Annotated in this window: 22 protein-coding genes and 1 pseudogene; 8 read left to right on the top strand and 15 right to left on the bottom strand. The window is 69.2% G+C overall.

What is annotated here, in order from left to right; genetic code table 11:
* Window positions 1-72: 72 nt before the first annotated feature.
* A complete protein-coding gene (locus tag ACFLIM_RS10395) occupies window positions 73-1,737 on the top strand; it encodes an alcohol dehydrogenase catalytic domain-containing protein (RefSeq protein ID WP_393164251.1) in 1,665 nt (554 codons plus the stop codon).
* Here ACFLIM_RS10395 and ACFLIM_RS10390 read toward each other — a convergent pair.
* Genes ACFLIM_RS10390 through ACFLIM_RS10380 form a run of 3 tightly spaced genes read right to left on the bottom strand, consistent with a single transcriptional unit; the run spans window position 1,727 to window position 5,515 of the window.
* Window positions 1,727-3,685: an acetoacetate--CoA ligase gene (locus ACFLIM_RS10390; protein WP_393164250.1), complete on the bottom strand. Its 1,959-nt coding sequence runs from the start codon at window positions 3,683-3,685 to the stop codon at window positions 1,727-1,729. The genes ACFLIM_RS10395 and ACFLIM_RS10390 overlap by 11 nt on opposite strands.
* Before the next feature lie 58 nt (window positions 3,686-3,743).
* Window positions 3,744-4,601, bottom strand: a complete 858-nt coding sequence (locus ACFLIM_RS10385; RefSeq protein ID WP_393164249.1) for a serine hydrolase — start codon at window positions 4,599-4,601, stop codon at window positions 3,744-3,746.
* A complete protein-coding gene (locus tag ACFLIM_RS10380; RefSeq protein ID WP_393164248.1) occupies window positions 4,598-5,515 on the bottom strand; it encodes a LysR family transcriptional regulator in 918 nt (305 codons plus the stop codon). The genes ACFLIM_RS10385 and ACFLIM_RS10380 overlap by 4 nt, the downstream gene beginning before the upstream one ends.
* A gap of 108 nt (window positions 5,516-5,623) precedes the next feature.
* Here ACFLIM_RS10380 and ACFLIM_RS10375 point away from each other — a divergent pair, with 108 nt between their 5' ends.
* On the top strand, window positions 5,624-7,219 hold the full coding sequence (locus ACFLIM_RS10375) for a penicillin-binding transpeptidase domain-containing protein (protein ID WP_393164247.1): 1,596 nt from the start codon (window positions 5,624-5,626) through the stop codon (window positions 7,217-7,219).
* Here ACFLIM_RS10375 and ACFLIM_RS10370 read toward each other — a convergent pair.
* From ACFLIM_RS10370 to ACFLIM_RS10350, 5 genes are all read right to left on the bottom strand, one after another.
* Window positions 7,216-7,959 carry an HAD family hydrolase gene (locus ACFLIM_RS10370; protein WP_393164246.1) on the bottom strand — a complete coding sequence of 248 codons (744 nt, stop codon included), beginning with the start codon at window positions 7,957-7,959 and terminating at the stop codon, window positions 7,216-7,218. The two genes, ACFLIM_RS10375 and ACFLIM_RS10370, sit on opposite strands and share 4 nt — an antisense overlap.
* A gap of 46 nt (window positions 7,960-8,005) precedes the next feature.
* A complete protein-coding gene (locus tag ACFLIM_RS10365; RefSeq protein ID WP_393164245.1) occupies window positions 8,006-8,632 on the bottom strand; it encodes an HAD family hydrolase in 627 nt (208 codons plus the stop codon).
* Window positions 8,633-8,716: 84 nt separating this feature from the next.
* Window positions 8,717-9,163 carry a DUF2690 domain-containing protein gene (locus ACFLIM_RS10360; RefSeq protein WP_393164244.1) on the bottom strand — a complete coding sequence of 149 codons (447 nt, stop codon included), beginning with the start codon at window positions 9,161-9,163 and terminating at the stop codon, window positions 8,717-8,719.
* A gap of 99 nt (window positions 9,164-9,262) precedes the next feature.
* On the bottom strand, window positions 9,263-9,772 hold the full coding sequence (locus ACFLIM_RS10355; protein WP_393164243.1) for a DUF6912 family protein: 510 nt from the start codon (window positions 9,770-9,772) through the stop codon (window positions 9,263-9,265).
* Between the two features lie 98 nt (window positions 9,773-9,870).
* On the bottom strand, window positions 9,871-10,518 hold the full coding sequence (locus ACFLIM_RS10350) for an HAD family hydrolase (RefSeq protein WP_393164242.1): 648 nt from the start codon (window positions 10,516-10,518) through the stop codon (window positions 9,871-9,873).
* 140 nt (window positions 10,519-10,658) lie between these two features.
* Between ACFLIM_RS10350 and atpB the strand changes: the two genes are divergently transcribed.
* Window positions 10,659-11,453, top strand: a complete 795-nt coding sequence (atpB, locus tag ACFLIM_RS10345) for a F0F1 ATP synthase subunit A (protein ID WP_393164241.1) — start codon at window positions 10,659-10,661, stop codon at window positions 11,451-11,453.
* Here atpB and nagZ read toward each other — a convergent pair.
* From nagZ to ACFLIM_RS10315, 6 genes and pseudogenes are all read right to left on the bottom strand, one after another.
* Window positions 11,450-12,715 (bottom strand): beta-N-acetylhexosaminidase, encoded by a 1,266-nt coding sequence (gene nagZ / locus ACFLIM_RS10340; RefSeq protein ID WP_393164240.1) that lies wholly within the window; start codon window positions 12,713-12,715, stop codon window positions 11,450-11,452. The two genes, atpB and nagZ, sit on opposite strands and share 4 nt — an antisense overlap.
* 74 nt (window positions 12,716-12,789) lie before the next feature.
* A complete protein-coding gene (ptsP, locus tag ACFLIM_RS10335) occupies window positions 12,790-14,457 on the bottom strand; it encodes a phosphoenolpyruvate--protein phosphotransferase (RefSeq protein ID WP_393164239.1) in 1,668 nt (555 codons plus the stop codon).
* Complete coding sequence (locus tag ACFLIM_RS10330) at window positions 14,454-14,714, bottom strand: HPr family phosphocarrier protein (RefSeq protein WP_393164238.1); 261 nt, start codon at window positions 14,712-14,714, stop codon at window positions 14,454-14,456. The genes ptsP and ACFLIM_RS10330 overlap by 4 nt, the downstream gene beginning before the upstream one ends.
* A gap of 158 nt (window positions 14,715-14,872) precedes the next feature.
* Complete coding sequence (locus tag ACFLIM_RS10325) at window positions 14,873-15,313, bottom strand: PTS sugar transporter subunit IIA (protein ID WP_393164237.1); 441 nt, start codon at window positions 15,311-15,313, stop codon at window positions 14,873-14,875.
* A gap of 10 nt (window positions 15,314-15,323) precedes the next feature.
* Window positions 15,324-15,566, bottom strand: a pseudogene (locus ACFLIM_RS10320) (glucose PTS transporter subunit EIIB); the annotation flags it as partial.
* Between the two features lie 26 nt (window positions 15,567-15,592).
* Complete coding sequence (locus ACFLIM_RS10315; RefSeq protein ID WP_393164236.1) at window positions 15,593-16,627, bottom strand: SIS domain-containing protein; 1,035 nt, start codon at window positions 16,625-16,627, stop codon at window positions 15,593-15,595.
* A gap of 124 nt (window positions 16,628-16,751) precedes the next feature.
* On the opposite strand from ACFLIM_RS10315, the gene ACFLIM_RS10310 reads away from it, so the two are divergent.
* The 4 genes from ACFLIM_RS10310 (at window position 16,752) to ACFLIM_RS10295 (ending at window position 20,942) form a co-directional block, all read left to right on the top strand.
* Window positions 16,752-17,492: a GntR family transcriptional regulator gene (locus ACFLIM_RS10310; RefSeq protein WP_393164235.1), complete on the top strand. Its 741-nt coding sequence runs from the start codon at window positions 16,752-16,754 to the stop codon at window positions 17,490-17,492.
* A 50-nt stretch (window positions 17,493-17,542) separates the two neighbouring features.
* The gene (locus ACFLIM_RS10305) at window positions 17,543-18,856 is read left to right on the top strand and encodes a PTS transporter subunit EIIC (protein ID WP_393164234.1); all 1,314 of its coding nucleotides are present in this window, start codon (window positions 17,543-17,545) and stop codon (window positions 18,854-18,856) included.
* Between the two features lie 79 nt (window positions 18,857-18,935).
* Entirely contained in the window at window positions 18,936-20,303 is a 1,368-nt protein-coding gene (locus ACFLIM_RS10300) for a PTS transporter subunit EIIC (RefSeq protein WP_393164429.1), read from the top strand.
* Window positions 20,304-20,495: 192 nt separating this feature from the next.
* A complete protein-coding gene (locus tag ACFLIM_RS10295) occupies window positions 20,496-20,942 on the top strand; it encodes an Rv3235 family protein (protein ID WP_393164233.1) in 447 nt (148 codons plus the stop codon).
* Between the two features lie 63 nt (window positions 20,943-21,005).
* On the opposite strand, the gene secA is transcribed toward ACFLIM_RS10295, so the two are convergent.
* Window positions 21,006-23,795: a preprotein translocase subunit SecA gene (secA, locus tag ACFLIM_RS10290; RefSeq protein ID WP_393164232.1), complete on the bottom strand. Its 2,790-nt coding sequence runs from the start codon at window positions 23,793-23,795 to the stop codon at window positions 21,006-21,008.
* 223 nt (window positions 23,796-24,018) lie between these two features.
* On the opposite strand from secA, the gene ACFLIM_RS10285 reads away from it, so the two are divergent.
* Window positions 24,019-24,279 (top strand): HGxxPAAW family protein, encoded by a 261-nt coding sequence (locus ACFLIM_RS10285; RefSeq protein ID WP_393164230.1) that lies wholly within the window; start codon window positions 24,019-24,021, stop codon window positions 24,277-24,279.
* Window positions 24,280-24,345 lie beyond the last annotated feature (66 nt).

Genomic DNA, 24,345 nt, shown 5'->3' with positions numbered 1-24,345 from the left:
AACCGAGACAGCGACGCATTGGTTGTCTCGCCGGATGCTCCTACGGTTGTTTCCTGATGGAAGGAGTGCTTTGTGAGCACGGTTTTGGTGACGGGAGCGACCGGCACGGTCGGCAGTCAGGTAGTGGCGCAGGCCGGGGGCGCGGTCACGGCCTGGGCCAGGGGTCCGGCGGGTGACCTCAGGGATCCGGCGTCGCTGCCTCTCGACGGGGTGGAGTCGGTGTTCCTGGTGTGGCCGTTCGCCACGGCGGAAGGGGCGCGGGTGGTGATCGACGCGATCGCCCGCCGGGCGCGCCGCGTGGTCTACCTCTCCTCAGCCGCGGTACGCGACCACGAACGCGAGGTCGAGCGGCTGATCGAGGAGTCCGGGCTGGAGTGGACGTTCCTGCGACCGCACGCGTTCGCGGCCAACACGCTGCGGTGGGCCCGGCAGGTTCGGGCGGGAGTGGTACGCGGCCCGTACGGACTGGCCGCCCTGCCCCTGGTGCACGAGCGGGACATCGCGGCGGTGGCCGTACGGGCGCTGCTGGACGACGGGCACCACGGCGCCGTCTACGAACTGACGGGACCGGAGTCGATCACCCAGGCCGACCAGGTTCGCATCATCTCCGAAATCACGAAATTTCCGGCGCGCTGGCAGGAGGCCCCACCCGACCACGCCCGCGCCGAGCTGCTGGCCAGGGGCTGGCCTCCCGAGGCCGTGGACGGCGTCCTCCGGGCCCAGAAAGACCTGGTGACCCACCCGGCCCCCGTCACGCGGGCGATCGAGGAGGTCACGGGGACCGCCCCCCGCACGTTCAGGGAATGGGTCGCCGAGCACGCCGCCGGCTTCCGCGCCCTCCCCGCTCCCGCAGAAACCATGCGGGCCGCCCGCGTCCACGAGTACGGCGACGCGTCGGTGATCCGCCACGACCAGGTCCCCACCCCGCGTCCAGGCCCGGGAGAGGTGCTGATCGAGGTGGCCGCCACGTCCTTCAACCCGTCGGAGGTCGGCCTGCGCGCGGGCCTGCTGCGCGAGGTGCTCCAGGTGGACCTGCCGCACACGCTCGGCTGGGACCTCTCGGGCACGGTCGTCGAGACGGGCGCGGGCGTCACGGGCCCGGCCCCGGGTGACCGCGTGTTCGGCCAGGTGACCGGCGCCGCGGCCGAGTACGCGATCGCACCCGCGAGTCTCCTGGTCAGGGCGCCGGAGAGCATCCCGCTCGCCGACGCGGCCGCCATCCCGGTGGCGGGGCTCACCGCCTGGCAGGCGATCCACGAGCACGCCCGAGTCACCCGGGAACAACGCGTGCTGATCAACGGCGCGGGCGGCGCCATCGGCATGTTCGCCGTCCAGCTCGCCAAGCTCGCAGGCGCGACCGTGACGGCCACGGCGAGCCCGCGCAGCGCGGCGGCCGCCCAGCGGTACGGCGCCGACGAGGTGATCGACTACACGACCAGACCGTTCCCCGGCGGCATGGACGTGGTCCTGAACCTGGCCGCGATCCCCGACGAGGCCGCGACCGCGCTGGCGGGACTCGGCCGCACCGTGGTCACCGTCGCCACCCCGATCGAGGGCGGCACCCACTTCATCACCCGCAACGACCCGGACCAGCTGGCCACGATCGCCGCCCTGATCGACAAGGGCGACGTGACGGTCGAGATCGCCGAGTATCGCCCGCTGTCCGAGCTCCAGGAGGTCCACCGCGGAGCCGAGTCAGGTCACCTGCGCGGCAAGATCATCCTGCTCACGGCCTGAAATGCCGTAGCACCTCGGGGTTGGCCATGGCGTCCGGATTGGCCGCCTGCTCGACGGGCGTGCCGAGCAGGATCTTGCGTACGGGCACCTCGAGCTTCTTCCCGGACAGCGTCCGGGGAATGCCGGGGACGGCGCGGATCTCGTTGGGCACGTGCCGGGGCGACAGCTCCTTGCGCAACGCGTCGCAGAGGGCACGTTCGAGCGGCTCGGTGAGCGTGACGCCGTCGGCGAGCGTCACGTACAGGAGGAGCCGCCCATCCTGTCCGAGCTGCCCCGTGTCGATCACCAGGCTGTCGGCGATCTCCTCGAACCGCTCCACGACCCGGTAGAACTCGCTGGTGCCCATCCGGACGCCACCCCGGTTCAGGGTCGAGTCGGACCGCCCGTAGATCACGCAGCTCCCGTCCTCGTTGATCTTGATCCAGTCGCCGTGCCGCCACACGCCCGGGTAGACGTCGAAGTAGCTCTCGAAGTAGCGCTCGCCGGCCGGGTCGTTCCAGAACATCACCGGCATCGACGGCATCGGCTGCGTCAGCACCAGCTCGCCGACCTCCCCGATGACCGGCTTGCCCATCGTGTCGAACGACTCCACCTTCGCCCCCAGCGACCGGCACGGGATGATCCCCGCCCTGATCGGATGGAGCATGGTGGCCCCGACGAACCCCGTGCACACGTCGGTGCCGCCGGAGAACGACCCGATCGGGATCCCCGGCAGCTCGGCCGCCACCCAGGCGAACCCCTCAGGCGGCAGCGGCGACCCGGTCGAGCCGACGCCGCGCAGCCGCCCCGGCCCGTCGAGCCGGATCCCGGCCTTCAACGAGGCCATGATGTACGGCGCCCCGACCCCGAAGTAGGTGACGTCCTCCGAGTCGGCGATCCGCCACAACGCGGCCGGCGAAGGATGGGTGGCCGAGCCGTCATACAGCACCGGCGTGGCCCCCACCAGCAGGGCGCCGATGAGGTAGTTCCACATCATCCAGCCCGTGGTGGTGTACCAGAAGAACACATCGCCCTCGCCCAGATCCTGGTGGAAGGTGAGCGACTTGAGCTGCTCCAGCACCACGCCGCCGTGCCCGTGCACGATCGGCTTGGGCAGCCCGGTCGTGCCGCTGGAGTAGAGGATCCACAGCGGATGGTCGAACGGCACCCGCTCGAACTCGAGCGGCCCCTCCTCGGCCCGCAGCCCCTCCCAGCCGATCACCTCGCCATGCGGCGTCTCCCGGGCGTTCGCACCCGTGGGCCCGGCCTCCTGCGGCGCGTACCCCTCCGCGACCGCGGCCAGGTAGGGGATCCACACGGTCGCACGCAGCGTGGGCAGCTCGGCGGCGATCTCGTTGACGGCGGCCGAGCGGTCGTAGGTCTTGCCGTTGTAGTGGTAGCCGTCGACCGCGATGAGCACCTTGGGCTCGATCTGCTTGAACCTGTCGACGATGCTCGGCACCCCGAAGTCGGGCGAGCCGGCCGACCAAATCGCGCCAAGCGAGGCGGTGGCGAGGAAGGCGATCAGGGCCTGCGGGATGTTCGGCAGGTAGCCGGCCACCCGGTCCCCGCGCTGGACGCCGAGGCGCACCAGACCGGCCCGGACCCGGGCGACCTCGTCGCGCAGCTCGGCGCGGCTCAGCTCCTGGCGGGCGCCGTCCTCGGAGACGAACACCACGGCCGTGCCCTCGGCGCGGCGCAACGCGTTCTCCGCGTAGTTGATCGAGCTGCCCTCGAACCACCGGACGCCGGGCATCGTCCCCGACATGACGGGCCCGTCACCGCGCTCCCCGAGCACGCCGAAGTAGTCCCAGATCGACGTCCAGAACTCCGACGGATGATCGACGGACCACTCCCAGACGTCCTCATAGGCTCCGGACCGCCCCAGCCACTCCAGGTAGCGAGTCAGCCTGGCCGACGCGACGACCTCTTCGCTCGGCTCCCAGAGAAGCGCGCCCTCAGCAACCATGTGTCCCATCCTGTCGCCCGATCAACGGAAAGTCATACCTGACCCCCCACATAACTTGCTATCTCCGTAGGTGGTCCACCGCCATACGCGCGGCCGTGCCGATTGCCGCGTCGGCCCGCGGCTGGTTGAGCGCGGTGCTGAAGGAACGGGTGAAGACGGCCACCGCGTAGCGCCTGCCGTCGGGGTATTCGACGACGCCCGACTCGCAGCGCAACGTCGGGAACGTACCGGTCTTGCCGCTGACGGCCACGTCGTCGTACGGGAAGCCGGAGGCCAGCCGGTGCGGCCACACCTGCATGTTGAGCACCGTGCGCATCCAGGCGCACATCGGGGCCGAGGCCGCCTCGTCCCGCCAGATCAGCCCGAACAACCTGGCCATCTCGCGGGGGGTGCTCCGGTTCGTACGCGCGGGGTCGAGCACGCTCAGCCGCGCTATGTCGTCGGGATCCACGTACGGCCACCCGTGCCCGGTGTCCGTTCGCATGCTGTCGTAGGACGCCCGGCAACTCTGCGTGACCCGGCTGCCCTTCAGCCCGAACCCGTCCAGCATGGCGTTGACCGCGTCGAGCCCGACCCGGCCCAGCAGCAGGTCGGCCGAGCTGTTGTCGCTCACCGCGATCATCAGGTACGCCAGGTCCCGCAGCGAGATCGTCACGTCGTCGAGCATCGCGGAGACCCCCGTCGGCCCCGGCACCCGGTCGGCGGCCGTCACGGTCACCCGGCTCGCGGGATCGAGCAACCCGGCGTCGGCCTGCCGGCAGAACTCCACCAGCAGCGGCACCTTGAACATCGACGCCGTGGGCAGCGACTCGTCCGCCCCGTGCCCGATCTCCCTGCCGGTGTCGATGTCCGCGGCATACAGCCAGCCGGTCACGCCCGCGGTGCGGAACAGCGCGTCGAAGTCGGGCGCGCTCATGCCAGCATCCCCGGCCTGCGGCTGATCCGCCGCGCGGGCACGGCGCTCTCGTCCGTCATCCCGGCGCTCTCCTTCAACGTCCGTACGGCCACAGCCGAGAAGTCGGCGATCTCGTCCGTGGCCACGCGCCAGGCCGTGGAGACCCGGCACGCGATCGGCGAGCCTAGCAGCGGCCGCCAGGCCAGCCCCGGCTGCTCCACCTTCGGCCCGAACGCCACCGCCGCCCCCGCCAGCACCAGCCCGAGCCCGGCGCCCTGGTGCACCTGTGCGGGAACGTAGCCGTGGCGGCGGCACTCCGACAACATCTCCGCGTGCAGCCCCGGCTCGCCCTCCTTGGGCGGCATCAGCAACTCGCGCCCCGCCAGGTCGGCCAGGTGCACCTCGCCGACGCCCGCGAGCGGGTCCTCCGCGGCCAGCAGCACGCCCTGCGCCTGCACGAGGACCTGGCCGAAGCGCAACCCGGGCGCGGTGACCGGATGGCGTACCAGGCCGACGTCGATCACGCCTTCGGCCAGCGCCGTCACCTGGTCGGCGGTCCAGATCTCGGCGGGCGCGAGGCGTACCTCCGGGTTGGTCTCGCGGAAGCCCGCGACCAGGGCGGCGATCACCGCGGCGGCCAGGTCGGGCGGGACGCCGACCTTGAGCACCGCGCCCTCACCGTGCCTGGCCAGCTCGTGCAGCCGGTCCACCCTGGCCACGATCTCCCTGGCCTCGCCCAGGAGCAGCCGGCCCGCCTCGGTGAGCCGTACCTGGCGGGCCGAGCGGTCGAAGAGCCGTACGCCGAGCTCCTCCTCCAGGCGCTTGATGCGCTGGCTGAGCGGCGGCTGCGCCATGCCGAGCCGGATGGCCGCGTTGCCGAAGTGGAGTTCCTCCGCCACCACGGTGAAGTAGCGGAGGTGCCGGACAAGGTCCATGACCAGCAACTATATTCACATTTATATCTTTAAAGCAGCTATATCAGTATTGGACACCCCCGCTATCCCTCTGGTGTCCTCTGCCCCATGGCACCACAAAGGGGGACAATGCACGCGTACCTTCAGCCGGAGACGCCGCCACGGCGGCGGCGCAGGTGGCCGTGGATCGTGGCCGGGATCCTGGTCCCGGTCGTCGCGGCGGGAGGCGTCGTCTGGGCATTGCGCACGGAGGGCTCACCGGAGGAGACGGCCGACAAATACCTCTCGGCCTGGTCCGACCGGAACTATGCGGGGATGCGCGCGCTCGTCGCCGACCCGCCCGCCGACTTCGAGAGCCGGCACAAGCGCTTCCTCACCGATCTCAAAGTCACCGAGGCCACCTTCTACCGCCCGAAACCCACGGGCATCTTCCCCGCCTCGGCCGCGGACAACGGCGGCGTCGTCGGCTTTCAGGCGAAGCTGGCCGGGCGGCGCGACTGGGACTACGGCGGGCAGCTCAAGCTGGTCGAGCGGGACGGCACGTGGAAGGTCGCCTGGACGCCTGCCGCCATGCATCCCCTGCTCAAGGAGGGTCGCTCGCTGCGGGTGGTCACCGAGAAGGGCGACCTGCTGCAGGTCCTGGCCGCCGACGGCACCCCGGTCAACACCCCGGACGCGCCCGGCTCGGTGCAGCAGCTCGTCGAGGGGATCAGGCAGACCTTTCCCGACCGCTTCGAGGCCCCGAACCGCTCCAGGATCGACCTCTACCAGGGAGCCGAGGTCGTCAGGACCGTCGTGCAGCCGGGCGGGAACAGGCCGCTCAAGACCACGATCGACCTCAAGGTGCACCGAGCGGGGGCGGACGCGCTCGACGGAGTGACGAAACCGGCCTCGCTGGTGGCGTTGCGGGCCTCCACCGGGGAGATCCTGGCGGTGGTCAACAAGCCGGGCGGGTTCAACAGGGCGCTGCTCGGCAAGTATCCGCCGGGCTCGACGTTCAAGGTCGTGACGGCCTCCGCGCTGGTCGCGGGCGGGGTCGAGCCGGACAGGCAGGTCACGTGCCCGGCCGAGCAGAACATCGGCGGCTTCCCGTTCCACAACGCGGGCTTCGAGGACTTCGGCACGCTGACGTTCCAGGACGCGTTCGCGCATTCGTGCAACACCACGTTCGGGGAGATGAGCGTGGCCTCGCTGGGCGGCGGCAGGCTGGCCGAGGTGGCCAGGAGCTTCGGCTTCGGCACCGCGATCACGCCGGGCGTGCCCGCCGTACGCGCCGAGTTCCCCGACCCCAAGGACGACACGGACCTGGCCTCGGCCTCGATCGGGCAGGGCAGGGTGCTGGCGAGCCCGCTGAACATGGCCTCGGTCGCCGCGGCCATCGCCTCCGGCGCCTGGATCGCGCCCCGGCTCGTCACGGAGGAGTCGATCCCGGACGCGCAACGGGACAACCCGCATCCGCTGGAGCCCGGCGTGGTGGCCGCGCTGCGCAAACTCATGCCCGCCGTCGTCACGGACGGCACCGCCCACGCCGTACGCTTCCCACCCGGCACAGCGGGCAAGACCGGCACGGCCGAGTACGGCTCCGGCAAGGAGCCACCCGCGCACTCGTGGTTCATCGGCTACCAGGATGACCTGGCGTTCGCGGTGATCGTCGAGGGCGGCGGCGCGGGCTCAGCGGTGGCGGCCCCGATCGCCGCCCGATTCCTGCAAAAGGTGGCAGGCTAACCGGCTTTGCGATCCACCGGCGAGGTCAGCCCCGCGACCGCGGCCACCACCTCGGACGCGTTGGACAGGTCGGGCAGCACCAGATCGGCCCCCGCCTCGCGCAGCTCGGCCGCCATCGACCGCCCGGAGGCGACCCCGATCATCGCGGCCCCGCCGATCTTGGCGGCCTGCACGTCCCGCGTGGAGTCTCCGATCATCACGGTGTTGGCCGCGGTGAACGGCGTGCCGAGGCGCTGCTTGGCCCGCCCCTGGGCGACCTGCAACAGCGTCGCCTTGGGATAGACCTCCTCGCCGTAGCCGCCGAGCTCGAAGTCGATGTGCCGGTCCAGCCCGAACGCCTTGAGCTTGTGCACGGCGTTGCTCTTGATCGTGCCGGTCAGCACCGTCTGGACCACGCCGTCGAGCCTGGACACCGACTTCAGCGCGTCCTTGGCCCCTGGCATCATCCGCCCCTCCTTGGCCAGCCGCCCGCGCCGGTCGGCGAAGGCCATGGCCAGCGCCGACAGGAATCTGGGCAGGTGATCGTCCTCGGCCGGGATCCCGTTGACGGCGAGCGTCTCGAAGACGATCTCGGAGTCCGGGCGGCCCAGCGGAGGCACGAGCTTGACCAGCGGGCGCCCGGTCACGGCGCGGAACGCCTCGGCGTAGGCGTCCCTGGCCACGATGGCGACGTCGACCAGCGTGAGATCAACGTTCCAGAGCACAAGGCGGTTGATGGCAGCCTCCTGAGGGGGGTCCATGCAAGGGTACGGCCCGCACCCGCCTCAGGGCTCACGCGTGCGCGAATTAAGCATGGTCGAGGGCGTTGGCGAGGGTGTCGACCACCGGCAGCCCGGTGCCCTCCAGCTCGGCCCTCGTGGTCATCCCACCGGTGTAGAGCACCGCCCTGGCTCCCACATGCTTGGCGGCGAGCCCGTCGTCCACGCTGTCGCCGATCACCAGGATCTCGCCGGGATCGACGCCGATGGCCTGGATGTGCGCGGTCATGTGGACGGCCTTCTCGCCCCCGGTGGTGCCGCGCAGCCCGTCGACCCTGGTGAAGTGCGACGTGATGCCGAACGAGTCGACCATGGGCACCAGGTGGGCGTGCGGCGCCATCGAGCAGAGCGACTGGGTGCCGGTCCAGTTGGCGAGGACGAGCTCGGCGTCGGTGGCCAGCCCGCAGGAGCCGCTCAACCGGAAGTAGTGCTCGTGGAACCCGTCGTCCAGCAGCTCCCACTCGCCCTCGGCCAGCGGACGGCCGAGCAGGCGCTCGTAGGCGACCCAGATGGGGCGGGTGTAGACGGCGCGGAAACCGTCGGCGGTCAGCTCGGGCAATGCGTACGGCTTGAAGACCTCGTTGGTGGCTCCGACCACGGCGTCGACGTCGTGGAAGAGCGTGCCGTTCCAATCCCAGATGATGTGCTTCGTCATGTCACGTCTAGCTTAAACGGAAGGTGTGACATTCCGATGAACATGAAACGGGGCCGCGACCACCAGGTCACGGCCCCGTGGAGACTACCTGCAGGCCTTGCGGGTGGTGCCGGCGCCGTTCTGGCCGCCGGCGCCACTGCCCCACTGCACGGAGACGCCGCCCCAGGCGCACATGTTGTTGGCCCAGACCATGTCGCCCCAGTGCCGGCCGCCGTTGCCGGCCTTGAAGCGGAACTGGTCGTAACGGCCGTCGGCCGCGTACACGCTGATGGTGCCGCGCATGGTGGAGCCGACCTTGACCTCGACCCAGTTGGTCTTGCACCTGCCGGACCACATGAGCTTGATCGTTCCGAGCTCCCCGTCGACCCGGCTGTTGACCTTGGCGGTCTTCACCACGCGGGCCGAGTTCCCGCAGCCCGTCTTGTACGGGTCCTTGTGGTCGTACGGCTTGGCCGCGGCCTGCGCGGGAGAGCCTGCCACGAGGGCCACCGCCGCCGCCCCGATCACGGTCGCCACAACTCGAAGCTTCACTGGAACCGACTCCTTGCGTCAAAGAACAGTGCTGCGTCGGGACCTTAGCGAGGCTCGGCTCCGCGTGCTCAAGCAACCGTGATCGATGTGACCTCACCGTTATGAGCGCAACAGGTCGGGAATCTCCTGGGTCGCGTACCACATGAGCTCGTGGGCCTCCGCCCCGTCCACCGTGAACCTGGCGTCGTCGTCCCCCTCGTCCGCGGCCGGCAGCGCGGCGACGGCGGCCTCGATGTCGGGGACGGCGTAGAGGTCGTCGATGTGCACCGCGGCCACCTTGGCCATGGGGATCGGCTGCGCGAGGCGTACCCTCGCGCGTTCCTCGAGATCGACGCCCGCGGCGGCCGCCCGCTCCGGCACCTCGGCCGCGACCACCACGCGCCGGGGCGCGGCCTCGACGCCGTCGGCGCGGTCGGCGGCCAGCATCCGCAGCGAGGCGCGGGCCGCCTCGGTGAGTGCGACGTATTCGAGCTCCTCGGTGTCACCCGAGGCGTACCACTCGGTCAGCGCGGGGGTCACCGCGTAGCCGGTCAGGGGCGCCGGGCCCAGCTCTCCCGCCTCGACCGCCGCGGCCAGGGCAGGGAGAGTGCACGGCAGATAGACGCGCATGACGAACCTTTCGTGCTTTTCTGGCCGAGCTCAGCTCGGCGTGCCGAGACGGATGTCCTCGCTTCGCCGCGAACCCGTCTCAGCTTTCAAGGGCTCTATCATGCCCGCCGCAACGGGAGACGGAGGAGAGACTCGAGTTTCGCGATGGTCGTGTCCGCGTCCCTGTGGTGGATCCCGGCGATGCCGAGCGCGCGGGCCGCCAGGATGTTGGCCTCGATGTCGTCGATGAACACGCACTCCTCGCCGCTGAGCCCGATCCGGCCGAGCGCGTGGTGGAAGATGCGCGGCTCGGGTTTGCGCATGCCGACCTCGCCGGAGATCACGACCGCGTCGAAGATCTCGTCCCAGCCGTCGCGGGGGTAGCGGTTGGACCAGGAGTTGGAGAGCAGACACGTCTTCACGCCATGTGTCCGTACGTCGCGGAGCATGTCGTACATGGCGTCGACCCGCTCGAACCCCGCGAACATCCGCTCCAGCAGCCCTTCGGCCACCGGCGGCACCCCGTCGACGGTGCGCAGCCTGGCGGCGAGATCCCGCTCGAAGGAGGGCCCGTCGATCTCGCCGCGTTCGAGCGCGTGGACGGCGCCGTCGCCGTCACCGTCCCGGTAGGCGTGCTCGATCATCTCGCGCATCACCTCGCGATAGTGGTCGCCGTCGATCCTGTCGGCCGCGATCCACTTCGCGATGGAGTCGGAGAGGCCGGTCGTCAGCACCCCGCCCCAGTCGATGAGCACACCCGTAACCATCGTTCTAGGGTAGAGCGTCCCGGATATGCCTTTTACCCCGACATGGCGTTAATTGGGACACAGAACCCGAAAAAGGGCTGTCCGATATATCCGGTTAGGGTGATCTTCCAGCGTTAGATCGCTACCCAGAAGGGACCGCCGTGCGGACGACGATCCTGATCACCTCCCCCGAAGAGTGGCAGGCCCCGGGACTCGAACTCTTCCAATTCGCACCGATCTTCCCCGGCGGGCCGGAATGGCTCACCAAGCCGGTGCTGATCGCCCTGCTCAGCTCGGTCATCGTGATGGCCGTCTGCTGGGCCGCGTTCGCCAAGCCCAAGATCGTGCCACGCGGCTGGCAGAGCATCGGCGAGTACTGCTACGTGTTCGTACGCGAGCAGATCGCCAGGCCCAACCTCGGCAAGGACGCCGACCGGTGGATGGGCCTGCTCCTCACGATCTTCCTGACCGTCCTCGTCTGGAACCTGATGGGCGTCATCCCGCTCATCCAGTTCCCCGTCGCCGCCCACATCGCCTTCCCCCTGGTGCTGGCGCTCAGCGTGTACGGCGCCAAGCTCTACCTCGGCGTCCGGCACCACGGCGTGCGCGGCTACCTGAAGGGCATCGTGCACCTGCCTGGCCTGCCCGGCTGGGCGTACGGGCTCTACGCCCCGATGATCCTCGCCGAGGTGTTCCTTACCTCGCTGTTCACCCACTTCGTACGGCTGTTCGCGAACATGTTCGCCGGCCACATCCTGCTGGCCTTCTTCAGCTCGGTGGGCTTCTGGTTCGTCTTCGAGCGGCTCACCCCGCTAGGAGCGGGCGTCGGCGTCCTCGGCGTGGTGATGACGATCGTGATGACCGCGTTCGAGATGTTCATCCAGTTCCTGCAGGCGTTCCTGTTCGCCATGCTCGCCTCGATGTTCATCGCCAGCGGGCTGCACGGCTCGCACTAGTGCGCCGCGCGGTTGACCTGGGCGGCCAGCTTGCGGTGCTCGGCAGAGCGCAGCACGCCGGCCGCCTCCTCCGCCGAGGCGGCCGGGGCCTTCGTCAGCAGCCCGTTGGCCTGCTTGAGCGTGAGCAGCCTGGTGACCGACTCGTTGAGCCGCTGCTGGGAGATCCGGCCCGACTTCACCGCCGCCAGCACCGCCTGATAAGCCTTGGGCAGGTCGTTGGGCATGAGCAGCAGGTCGGCCCCGGCCAGCACCGCGCGGACCGCGATCTCGCCGTCGTCGTACTTCTTGCGCACGCCCGCCATGTTGAGCGCGTCGGTGGAGATCACGCCGGTGAAGCCGAGTTTCTGCCTGAGCAGGCCGGTCAGGATGGGCTTGGACAACGTCGCCGGGTCGCCGGACGGGTCGAGCTTGGGGAAGACGATGTGGGCGCTCATCACGGCGTCCACCCCGGCCTCGATCGCGGCCTTGAACGGCGGCGCGTCGATCTTCTCCCATTCGGCTTTCGTGTGCTTGATCACGGGCAGCCCGGTGTGGCTGTCGACGTCGGTGTCCCCGTGCCCGGGGAAGTGCTTGGCCGTGGCGGCCACCTTCGCGTCGCCGAACCCCTTGACCGCCGCCGCGACCATCGTGGCCACCCGCCCGGGGTCATCGCCGAACGCCCGCGGGCCGATGACGGGGTTGCTCGGGTTGACGTTCACGTCGGCGACCGGGGCGAAGTCGAGGTTCACGCCGAGCGCGCGCAGCTCCGCGCCGGTGGCCTTCGCGACGGCCCGCGACAGGTCGGGATCCTTGGTCGCGCCGATCTGGGAGGCGCCGGGGAAGTCGGTCATGAGCGCGGACATCCTGGACACCAGGCCGTTCTCCTGGTCGGTGCCGACCAGCAGCGGGACCTCCTTGGACGCCCGCTGCAGTCCATTGGTTAGGCCGACGACCTGGTCGACGCCCTTGACGTTGTGCGGGAAGAGGATCACGCCGCCCAGGTGGTATTTGGCGATCACCTTGGCGGGGGTCTGGGCGCCGTATCTCGCCTGGTTCTCGCCCGAGACCGTGTCGGCGGCGGTGCCGTACAGGACGGGCATGAAGAGCTGCCCGACCTTCTCCTCGACCCTCAGCTTCGACAACGCGCGCTCCACGGGATCCTGCGACGGACTCTGCGCCGGCGTGGTCTGCGCGGGCGGCGCCGCCTTGCCTCCGGTCGGGGCCGCACCGCCGCCACCGCCGCAGGCCGTCAGCGCGATCACGAGGAGGCCAGCCGTACCCATCCGTCCAAGCATGCCCTCAAAGGTATCGATGCGACGACGCGGCCGAGCCGCACGATTGCCAAAAACCGCCCGAACTACAACCCCAGCCTGCCGAGCCCAGGCAGGTGCGCACGAGCCGCCGCCCGCGCCTCCCCCGCCGTCGCCTGTGCCCGCGCGGCTGCTGCCGCCCGCCCGCACTGCTCCAGCGGATGCGCGGCCAGAGCAGCGCGTACGAAGGGCAGCGCGGCGGCCCCCATCGACAACGTGGTGGCCCCGAGACCGACGAGCACGCAGGCCAACGCCGGGTCGGCGGCCGATTCGCCGCAGATCCCGCACGGCTTGCCCGCCTCGGAAGCGGCGGACGCCACCATGGCGACCAGGTCGAGCAGCGCCGGATGCCACGGATCGTGCAGCTCTCTCACGGCGGCGACCTGGCGGTCGGCGGCGAAGGCGTACTGGGCGAGGTCGTTGGTCCCGATCGAGACGAAGTCCACCTGCGCGAGCACTTGCCCGGCCCGCAGCGCGGCCGACGGGATCTCGATCATCACGCCCACGTCCCGCAGGCCCCTGGACCGGCATTCCTCGGCGAACCACCCGGCCTCTTCGGCCGTGGCCACCATCGGCGCCATCACCTGGAGCCCCTCGGCCATCACGGCCGCCAGCGCGCCGAGCTGGGCGTCCATCACGGCCGGGAACCTCCTGGTCCTGCGCAGGCCCCGCTCCCCCAGCGCCGGGTTCGGCTCGGCGGGCCCGGGCAGGAACGCCAGCGGCTTGTCCGCGCCGACGTCCAGCGTGCGCACGACCACCTTGCCGCCGGGGAACGCGTCCAGCGCCCCCCGGTAGGCTCGCCGCTGCTCCTCGGCGGAAGGGGCCTCGGTCCTGCCGAGGAAGAGGAACTCGGTCCGGTAGAGGCCGATGCCCTCGGCCCGGGCGTTGACGGCGTCGCCGAGCTCGGCCGGACTGCCGATGTTCGCGAGCAGCGGAACCAGGTGGCCGTCGGCGGTCCGGCCCGGGCCCTCCGACGAGGCGAGCGCGGCCTGCCTCGCCGTGTGCGCGCCGACCGCGTCGGCCACCTCGGACTCGGCCGGCTCCACGCGTACGCCGCCCGAGGTGCCGTCGACCATCACCCGGACACCCTGCGGGATGCCGGTCGCGCCGGGGCACGCGACGACGGCGGGCACGCCCATCGCCCTGGCGATGATCGCGGTGTGGCTGGTGGGCCCGCCCTCCTCGGTGACGAACGCGGCCACCTGCTCCCTGGTCAGCAGCGCCGTGTCCGCGGGGGCTAGGTCCCTCGCGACCAGCACGTACGGCTCCTCGGGAGCGGTCGGCAACCCCGGCAGGAACTGCCCGTAGAGCAGCGCGATCACGCGGTCCCTGATGTCGTCCAGGTCGGCCGCCCGCTCACCCAGGTAGCCGCCGGCCCCGGCCAGCACCTCCCGATATTTCCCGAAGGCCTCGAAGACCGCCCTGGGGGCGGCCAGACCGCGATCGATGAGTGATCTCACCTTCACGATCAGACCGGGGTCCTCGACCATCAGCGCCTGGGCCTTGAGAATGTCCTCGGCCTCGCCGCCCGCCTGGTGGCCGCGGGCCTCCAGCTCGCCCGCGATCTGCGTGAGCGCGACCATCGCGCGCTCCTTCTCCTGATCCGTCTCACCGGTGAAGGTGGCGCCCTCGGGGGGTTCGGGCACGGAAACGGTCATAACGAACGAGGGCCCGTGCCCGATACCCGGGCTGACCCCCACCCCCCGCAGATTCATGGCGCCCCGGCGATCTCGGCCAGCTCGTCGAGTACGCTCTCGGAGCCCTCGCCCTCCGCGCAGATCACGACCGTCTCGCCCTGCCGGACGTCCAGCCCCATGATCGCGAGAATGCTCTTGCCGTTGACCGTGCCCCCGCCATGGGACTTCGCCACCGTGATGTCCATCGGGGCCAGCTTCGCCCGCTGCACGAACGTCGCCGCGGGCCGGGCATGCAGCCCCACCTCCGCCGCCACGGTGACCTTCCGCTCACCCATCTTGCTCTTCCTCCTCGTGTGCCGGTCCAGACCAGCCGGACCTCCGTACGCAGCAGCCGGCCGAATCCCGGTCAGATCGGCGGCCTGCCTATTGTGACGTGTCCCGCCGATACAATTCGCGGCGACCAGCGCCCCGTCCAAGCCGATCACGGGCGCGCCTATTCCCATCTGAAGAGCTCGTCCCCCGCGTGCACGGCCCCCTCCACGACCCCGGTCACGGACTCGGCGTCGAGGGCTACGACCGGACACACCGGCGACCGGCCGCCCGCCTCGATCGCCGCCGGGTCCCACGCCACGACCGGCTGCCCGGCGCACACCCTGTCGCCCTCGGCCGCCAGCAGCTGGAATCCCTTGCCTTTGAGCTGGACCGTGTCGATGCCCAGGTGCACCAGCACGCCCTTGCCGTCGTCGCCGACGATCACGTACGCATGCGGATGCAGTTTCATGATTTTTCCCGCTATGGGGGCTACGGCCTTCAACGGCCCTCTCAGCGGATCGATCGCCGTTCCCGGCCCGACCAGGCCCGCGGAGAACACCGGATCGGGCACGGCGGCCAACCCCACAGCTGCCCCCTCAACCGGGGCGAGAACAGTCGTCATGGTCTCGCCCTTAGCCGATGATGTCCTCGATGTCGCTGGCGATCGTGTCCGCCTCCGGCCCGACGACGACCTGGACCACGTTCCCCGCGGCCATCACGCCATGCGCGCCCGCCGCCCTGAGCGCGGCCTGGTCGACCTTGGACGCGTCGTGCACCTCCGTACGCAACCGGGTGATGCAGGGCTCGATGTCGATGATGTTGTCGGCACCGCCGAGCCCGGCGATGATCGCGCTCGCATCCGCCGCCATCCGGCCTCCCTCGCTGTTTCGACCAGGCTAATTCAGTCCGTCTGCGTGACCTTGTTCAGTCCGCGCGGCGCGTCGGGATCGATGCCGAGCCTGCGGGCCAGCGCCTCGGTGAGGAGCTGGCCCGGGATGATCAAGCCCATGGGGGCGACCCACTCGGGCAGGTCGGGGCCGTTGAGCGCGGCCGTACCCGCCTGGGCGAGCGCACTGCCACCCCCGATCGTGTACGCCGCCGCCCCGGCCGCCACCACCCGCTCGGCCAGCGCGACGGTCCCGGCCAGGGTCGGGCTGTTCTCGGAGGCGACCAGCAGCGCCGGGGTGTCGGCGTCGACCACGGCGATGGGGCCGTGCAGCAGGTCGGCGTAGGACAACCCCATGGCGTGCAGATAGCACGCCTCCTTGAGCTTGAGCGCCGTCTCCAGAGCGGTCGAGAACGCCAGCCCGCGCCCGGACACGACGACACCGGGCTTGTCGAGCAGCCCCTCGACCACGGCCTCCACATCCCCCGGCTCGGCGATCAGCTTCTCCACCGCCTCGGGCACCCGCCGCAACTCGTGCACGTCGACATCCGCCCCCAGCCCCAGCGCGAGCACCGCCAGCGCCGCGAGCTGCGTCGTGTACGTCTTCGTCGCCGGAACGGCCTTCTCCTCGCCCGCCACCGTGCACAGCGCGACGTCGGCGGCCTGCGCGAGCGGGCTGTCCGCACCCCCGTTGGTGATCCCGACAGTCCTGGCCCCGCAGTCCTTGGCCCAGGTCAACGTCTCGACGATCTCCTCGGTCCGCCCCGACTGCGAGATCGCGACGGCCAGCACCCCGTCCAGATCCAACCGGCGCTTGTACGTCGTCGCGATCGACGGCGCGGCCAGCGCACCCAGGCGGCCCGCGTGCGATTCGACCAGGTATCGGCCGTACACTGCTGCGTTGTCGGAGGTACCGCGCGCGATGAACAGCAGCTGGCGAGCCTGCTCGCCGATGGCCTTGATCTCGTTGACCTTGGGAAGCAGGGAGTCCAGCGTGGCCCGTAGCGCGGCCGGCTGCTCGGCGATCTCGCTGCGCATCTTCGTGGTCATCTTGGGCTCATCCCTCAACTCATTACCGTGCGGACTTGACCGTCTTTCGCGACATGTGGTCTAGTCCGGACTAGACCAGTACGAACCATAGCCCATTGCCCAGGTCAGATCGAGGGGAGGATCCGTGGCGCACATCGATCCGGACAGCCCGGTGCCCAAGTATTTCCAGCTTCGCGAGATCCTGCTGGACCTCATCGACAGCGACGAGCTCAGCATCGGCGCGGCGATCCCGTCCGAGCGCGAGCTCTGCCAGCGCTTCGGCCTGTCCAGGATGACCGTACGGCAGGCCGTCGACCATCTCGTGTCCGAGGGCCGCCTGCACCGCGTTCCCGGCAAGGGGACGTTCGTCGCCCGGCCCAAGATCGAGCTGGCGCTGCAGCTGACCTCGTTCAGCGACGACATGAGGGCCCGCGGCATGATCCCGGGCTCGCGCGACCTCGATCGTCGTATCGTCCGGGCGAGCGCTCACCTGGCCAAGGAGCTGGGGATCCAGCCGGGTGAGGAAGTGCACTTCATCGAGCGCCTGCGTACCGCCGACGGGGAGCCGCTGTCCATCGAACGGGCCCACATCCCGGTCAAGCTCGCCCCCGACCTGGCTTCTCAGGATTTGTCGGATAAATCGCTATATCAGCTGCTGGAGAGCCGCTACGGCCTGGTCATGGACGCCGGCGAGCTCACCATCGACGGCGGCATCGCCGACCCGAGCGACGCCGACCTGCTGAAGCTGCCGCGCGGCGGCGCCGTACTGTTGCTGCAGCGCAGGTCCTTCGCGGGCGGCAGCTGCGCGGAGCTCGGCGTGTCCACCTACCGCGCCGACCGCTACCAACTGCGCACCATTCTGGAAATGCCCGTCAGACGGGGCTGAGGCCTCACCCGGCCGGGGCCCGGCTCCCACACGCCTCGGAGGAACGCCCGGTGAACGAGACCACCGCCGCCCGGCCTTCGCCGTTCGCTCGCGTGATGTCCGTGCTCCAGCGGCTGGGCCGCTCCTTGATGCTGCCCATCGCCGCCCTGCCCGCGGCCGCCCTGCTGCTGCGCTTCGGCCAGCCCGACATGCTCGGCTCCAACGGCGGGGAGCCCGGCGGGCTGGCGGACGTGGCGGGGTTCGCCTGGATGAGCCAGGTCGCCGAGGTGCTGGCCGCGGCCGGCGCGGCGCTGTTCGAGAACCTGCCGCTGTTGTTCGCCGTGGGCGTGGCGATCGGCTTCGCCCGCAAAGCAGATGGTTCTACGGCTCTGGCCGCCGTGGTCGGCTACCTGGTCTTCGACCGGGTGACGAAGGTGATGTTCTTCGGCTCGGACATCCGGGACACCGTGCTCATCAAGGAGGTCCAGGCCCAGGGCATCAAGGAGATCATCAACTACGGCATGCAGAACCCCACCAAGGTGCTCGGCGGCATCGTGATGGGCCTGATCACCGCCCTCCTCTGGCAACGCTTTTACCGCATCAAGCTCCCCTCGTGGCTGGCGTTCTTCGGCGGCCGCAGATTCGTCCCCATCATCACCTCGATCGCGGCCCTGCTCATCGGCGTGGTCTTCGGCTGGCTCTGGCCGGTGATCGGCGAGTGGATCCGCCACGCCGGCGAGGCCCTCGCCGCGATCGGCCCCCTGGGCACCGGCATCTACGGCCTGATCAACCGCCTGCTCATCCCCCTCGGCCTGCACCACTTCGTCAACTCGGTCGTCTGGTACGTGGTGCCGCAGTGCGACGTGGGCGGCCGGGTGCTGGGCGGCGACTGGAACTGCTACTTCGGCGGCGCCCCGCATTCGGGCCAGTTCATGGCCGGCTTCTTCCCGATCATGATGTTCGCCCTGCCTGCGGCCGCCCTGGCCATGTGGCGCGCGGCCCCCGTACACCGGCGGGCCGCGGTCGGCGGCATCATGTTGTCGGCGGGCCTGGCGTCCTTCGTCACGGGGATCACGGAGCCGATCGAGTTCGCGTTCATCTTCGTCGCGCCGTTGCTGCTGGTGGTGCACGCTCTGCTGACCGGCCTGGCGATGGCTCTGACCACGTTGATCGGCGGCCAGCTGGGCTTCGGCTTCTCCGCGGGCCTCCTGGACCTGCTCCTGAACGCCAGCAAGTCGAACACCGAGAACTTACCCGGGATCCTGATCTTGGGCGTGATCTACGGCGTGGTGTATTACGCCGTCTTCACGTTCCTGATCCGCAAACTCAACATCATGACCCCCGGCCGGGAACCCGAGCCGGACGTGGACTCGGGCGAGACCTAGCGCCGGTTTCCCCTGAGACGGTCGTGGTAGAAACCCACCATTCCCCCGCACGACCACCATGCGGGGGGTGAACCCGATCATGACCTCAGCCGGCCCACCGGATGAGTCGCCAGGCCGGCCACCGCTGCACCCATCTCCCTGGTCGTCAGCCTTCGGGGTGCTACAACGCATCGGCCGCTCGCTCATGATGCCCATCGCGGTGCTCCCCGCCGCCGGCCTCCTCTTCCGCTTCGGCCAGGACGACCTCCTCGGCAAGGACGGCCTGGGCGACACCCTGCCCTGGCTCCTCCCCGTGGCCAGGGTGATGGCCGCGGCGGGCGGCGCCCTCTTCGAGAACCTCCCCGTGCTGTTCGCCATCGGCGTGGCCATCGGCTTCGCCCGCAAGGCCGACGGCAGCACCGCACTCGCCGCCCTGGTGGGCTATCTGGTCTTCGACCGAGTGACCAAGACCCTCTTCTTCGAAGCGGGACACGGAGCCGTCTACAACAAGGTCCTCATCACCCTGCAAAACGGCACCCCCGCCCTCAACCTGGGCGCCCAGAACCCAACGGGCGTCCTGGGCGGCATTCTCATCGGCATCACGGCGGCCCTGCTCTGGCAACGCTTCTACCGCCTGAAACCACCACCGTGGCTGGCGTTCTTCGGCGGCCGCCGCTCGGTCCCCATCATCACCGCCATAGCCGCCCTGGTCCTGGGCGTGCTCTTCGGCCTGCTCTGGCGCCCGATAGGCGACTGGCTGGCCACGGCAGGCGACTGGCTCTCAGCCCACGGCACGACGGGCACCGGCATCTACGGCGTGGCCAACCGCCTGCTCATCCCCGTAGGCCTCCACCACTTCCTGAACACGATCGTCTGGTTCACCCTCCCGGAGTGCCACAAAGGCGTGAACGGCGCGACAAGAGACGCCGCAGGCGACCTGAACTGCTATTTCGCCGGCGAACAGGGCGCCGGCCTCTTCATGACCGGCTTCTTCCCCGTCATGATGTTCGGCCTCCTGGGCGCGGCCATAGCCATGTGGCGCGCCGCCCCGCCCGACCGCCGCCCAGCAGTGGGAGGCATCCTGCTCTCATCCGGCCTGACGTCCTTCATAACCGGCATAACGGAGCCCCTGGAGTTCGCCTTCATCTTCGTGGCTCCGGCCCTCTTCGCCGTCCACGCCGCCCTCACGGGCCTCTCAATGGCCCTGATGGCCGAACTCGGCGCCCGCCTGGGCTTCACCTTCTCCGGCGGCGCCATAGACCTGCTCCTGAACGCCAGCAAGTCGAACACCCACGGCCTGGGCTTGATCATCCTCTTCGGCCTGGCCTACCTACTGATCTATTACGCCATCTTCACGGTAATGATCCGCCACCTCAACCTGCCCACCCCCGGCCGCGAACCCCACCAATCCCAGGAAAGGGGCGCACACAAGAACCCCGACTCGCCGGACCAAAAAGGTTTGGGATAACCGCCAAGCCGCCCAATCGCGCCCGAAACAAGCCGACACCCGCAGAAGCGGGGATCCAGCTCCCAATAACTTTCTTCCCCTAAACGGACAAAATCGGGCGGCAATCGCGAAAGTTGGCGGCCAATGTATATACCGGCCGGGCCGAAAACTCCTTATACCGATTCTTTCTCCACCCAGGAATTTGGAGGATGCGTGTCAGCGATACCGCACATCGGCGTAACCCCCGCCCCCGAGCCGCCCTACGACGACGAGAAGTCCCCGGCGGAAAGGCCGACCCCGCAAGTCGACGGCGCCCTGGCACTGGACGCGCTGGTATGGGGCCCGCCAGGAGCCATCCCGGACGAGCGGAAGCTACGCCATCTCGGACAAGCCCTGGCCGAAGTGCTCTCTGGCCGCCGCCCACCGGAGACCATTGCCGACAAGCTCACCGGCCGGGCGTACCGGGAGCTGGTCCGAGCGGGGCGGATGATACACGCCAACCGCCCCCCGTTCGCGAAAAGCCTGCACGTGAAGGAACCCCGGGACGGCGCCGTGGAAATGTGCGTCCTCGTATACTGCGGCGACCGCAACCACGTCCTCGCCGCCCGCCTGGAACGACGCGGCGTCCAGTGGTTGTGCACCGATTTCGAAACAGCATAGAAACCGATAACGCAGAAAGACCCCCACCTCCCCGATAAAGGGAAGTGGGGGTCTCAAAAGGGATCAGGCCGCGTGCTTGGGATCCCCGTGGCAGCGCTTGTACTTCTTGCCCGACCCACACGGGCAAGGCGCGTTACGCTCCACATTGCCGTAGGCCGCGCGCTGAGCCTGAGTGGTCCGGACCTTCGTGTGCTCGACCTCACCCTGCTCGCCAGGCGCCGTGTATTCGAGCTCGGCAGGCCGCTCAGGCCCTCGCAGCCCGCGCGCGATGATCGAGCGGGTCTCCGCCAGCACCGCGTCCTCTTCCTCGACGATCGGGTTTTCCTGCACCTCCACCTCGAGGTTGAACAGGAACCCGACGGAGTCCTCCTTGATGCCCTCTAGCATCGCGGCGAACATCTCGAAACCCTCACGCTGGTATTCGATCTGCGGGTCCTTCTGCGCGTAGGCCCGCATGCCGATGCCCTCGCGCAGGTAGTCCATCTCGTAGAGGTGCTCGCGCCACTTCCGGTCGAGGACCGAGAGGATCACCCGGCGCTCCAGGTCACGCGTGGTCTCGGGGCCGAACTCCGCCTCGCGCCGAGCGTACGCCTCCAGCGCGTCCGCCTTGATCTTCTCGCTGATGAGCTCGGCGGACAGCTCCTCACGCCCGCCGGCCTCCTCGACGAGGTCGTCGATGCGAACCGAGATCGGGTAGAGCTCCCCGAACGCCTTCCACAGCTTGTCGAGGTCCCATTCCTCGGCGAAGCCCTCGGACGTGGCGCCCTGGATGTAGCCCTCGATCACGTCGCCGGTGAAGCCCTGCACCTGCTCGTGCAGGTCGGCGCCCTCCAGCACGCGGAGGCGCTCGGCGTAGATGACCTTGCGCTGGCGGTTCATCACCTCGTCGTACTTCAGAACGTCCTTGCGGATCTCGAAGTTCTGCTGCTCGACCTGGTGCTGGGCGGAGGCGATGGCCTTGGAGACGATGCCCGACTCGATCGGCTGATCGTCGGGGATCTGCAGCCTGGTCATGATCATCTCGACCCTGGCCGAGTTGAACAGGCGCATGAGGTCGTCGCCGAGCGACAGGTAGAACCGCGACTCGCCGGGGTCGCCCTGACGGCCGGAGCGGCCGCGGAGCTGGTTGTCGATGCGGCGCGACTCGTGGCGCTCGGTGCCGAGGACGTAGAGGCCACCGAGCGAGGTGACCTCGTCGTGCTCGGCCTTGACCGCCGCCCTGGCCTTCTCCAGCGCCTCGGGGTAGGCCTTGTCGTATTCTTCCGGCGTCTCGATCGGGTCGAGCCCGCGCTGGCGCAGCTCGATGTCGGCGCGGAACTCGGAGTTGCCGCCGAGCATGATGTCGGTGCCGCGACCGGCCATGTTGGTGGCGACGGTGACGGCGCCCTTGCGGCCCGCCTCGGCGATGATCGCGGCCTCACGCGCGTGGTTCTTCGCGTTGAGCACCTCGTGCGGCACCCCGCGCCGCTTGAGCGCCTTGGACAGCCGCTCCGACTTCTCCACCGAGGTCGTGCCGACGAGCACCGGCTGCCCGGCCTCGTGGCGCTCCTTGATGTCCTCGACCACCGCGTTGAACTTGGCGTCCTCGGTCTTGTAGACCATGTCCGCCTGGTCCTTGCGGATCATCGGCATGTTGGTGGGGATCGGGACGACACCCAGTTTGTACGTCTGGTGGAACTCGTTCGCCTCGGTGACGGCGGTGCCGGTCATACCGGACAGCTTCTCGTAGAGGCGGAAGTAGTTTTGCAGGGTGACCGTGGCGAGAGTCTGGTTCTCGTCCTTGATCTTCACGCTCTCTTTGGCCTCGATGGCCTGATGCATGCCCTCGTTGTAGCGGCGGCCGTGCAGGATGCGGCCGGTGAACTCATCGACGATCAGGACCTCGCCGTCGGAGACGATGTAGTCCTTGTCCTTCTTGAACAGCTCCTTGGCCTTGAGCGCGTTGTTCAGGAAGCCGACGAGGTGGGTGTGCTCGGGCTTGTAGAGGTTGTCGATGCCGAGCCAGTCCTCGACCTTCTCGACGCCGGACTCCAGGATGCCGACCGTGCGCTTCTTCTCGTCGACGATGTAGTCGCCGGTGCTCTCCTCGCCCGGGTTCTTCGCCTCCACGCCCCTGCGCAGCCGGGGCACGATCTTGGCGAACTCGGTGTACCACTTGCCCGACTGCTCACCGGGCCCGGAGATGATCAGCGGCGTACGGGCCTCGTCGATCAGGATGGAGTCGACCTCGTCCACGATCGCGAAGTGGTGGCCGCGCTGCACGCACTCCTCGAGCGACCACGCCATGTTGTCGCGCAGGTAGTCGAAGCCGAACTCGTTGTTGGTGCCGTACGTGATGTCCGCCTGGTACTGCTTGCGGCGCTCGTCGGGCTGCTGACCTGAAAGGATCATGCCGACTTCGAGGCCGAGGAACCGGTAGATGCGGCCCATGTTCTCGGCGCCGACCTTGACCAGGTAGTCGTTGACGGTGATGACGTGTACGCCGTTGCCCGCCAGCGCGTTGAGGTAGGCGGGCAGCGTACAGGTCAGGGTCTTGCCCTCACCGGTCTTCATCTCTGAGATGTTGCCCATGTGGAGGTTCGCGCCACCCATGATCTGCACGTCGAAGGGCCGCTGGCCGAGCACGCGGCGGGCCGCCTCGCGCACGGTCGCGAACGCTTCGGGAAGCAGATCGTCGAGCGTTTCGCCGTCCGTGTAGCGTTGTTTGAATTCATCCGTCAGCGTGCGCAACTCCGCGTCGGACAGGCTCGTGAAGTCGTCCTCGATGGAGTTGACCTGATCGGCGATCCGCTTGAGCTTGCGCAGGATCTTGCCTTCGCCGGCACGTAGGATCTTGTCGAGAATGGCTGCCACTTTATGTAAAGCTCCTCGCAGGTCTACCCCGGCGCCGCCGCCAGGAGGAGAGGCCGAGACAAACTTCCCCGTTGCCATCGTAGGCGGTTCCGCAACCAGACACACCCACCGTGGCGACGAGGGCGCCGGTCGCGTCTGGGAGAATGGGACAAGGCAGAGGGTATGCCGGTTGAGCGCCGGCTCGCACCAATAAGCGCGATATCCGGCAAAGGAAGGATTTCTCATGGTTGAGGGGAAGAAGTCGGAGCATGCGGCGAATCTGGGCAGCCACGGCGGGCGTGCCTCTTCGTGGCTCGCGGTGACGGTGATGGTGGTGGGCACCATCGTGGCCGGCTTCGGGCTGACGGCCGCCAGCTGGACCCTCGTCTGGATCGGTGCCGGCGTGTTCGTCGTGGGCGCCGTCCTCGCCCTGGTCTTCGACATCGTCACCGACGTCGTGATCGACGCCCCCCGGGTGGGCATGCACGCCGAAGATCACCGCTGACACAGGCTTCACCGGCGGGCACCCGACCCCACGGGTGACCCGCCGTTTCCATGAGCCGGGCTCGTC

Origin of the sequence: Nonomuraea marmarensis, assembly GCF_043197025.1 — a bacterium.
Classification (GTDB): Bacteria; Actinomycetota; Actinomycetes; order Streptosporangiales; family Streptosporangiaceae; genus Nonomuraea; species Nonomuraea marmarensis.
The sequence above is the reverse complement of the archived record's forward strand: the minus strand, read 5'-3'. Positions and strand labels throughout refer to the sequence as shown.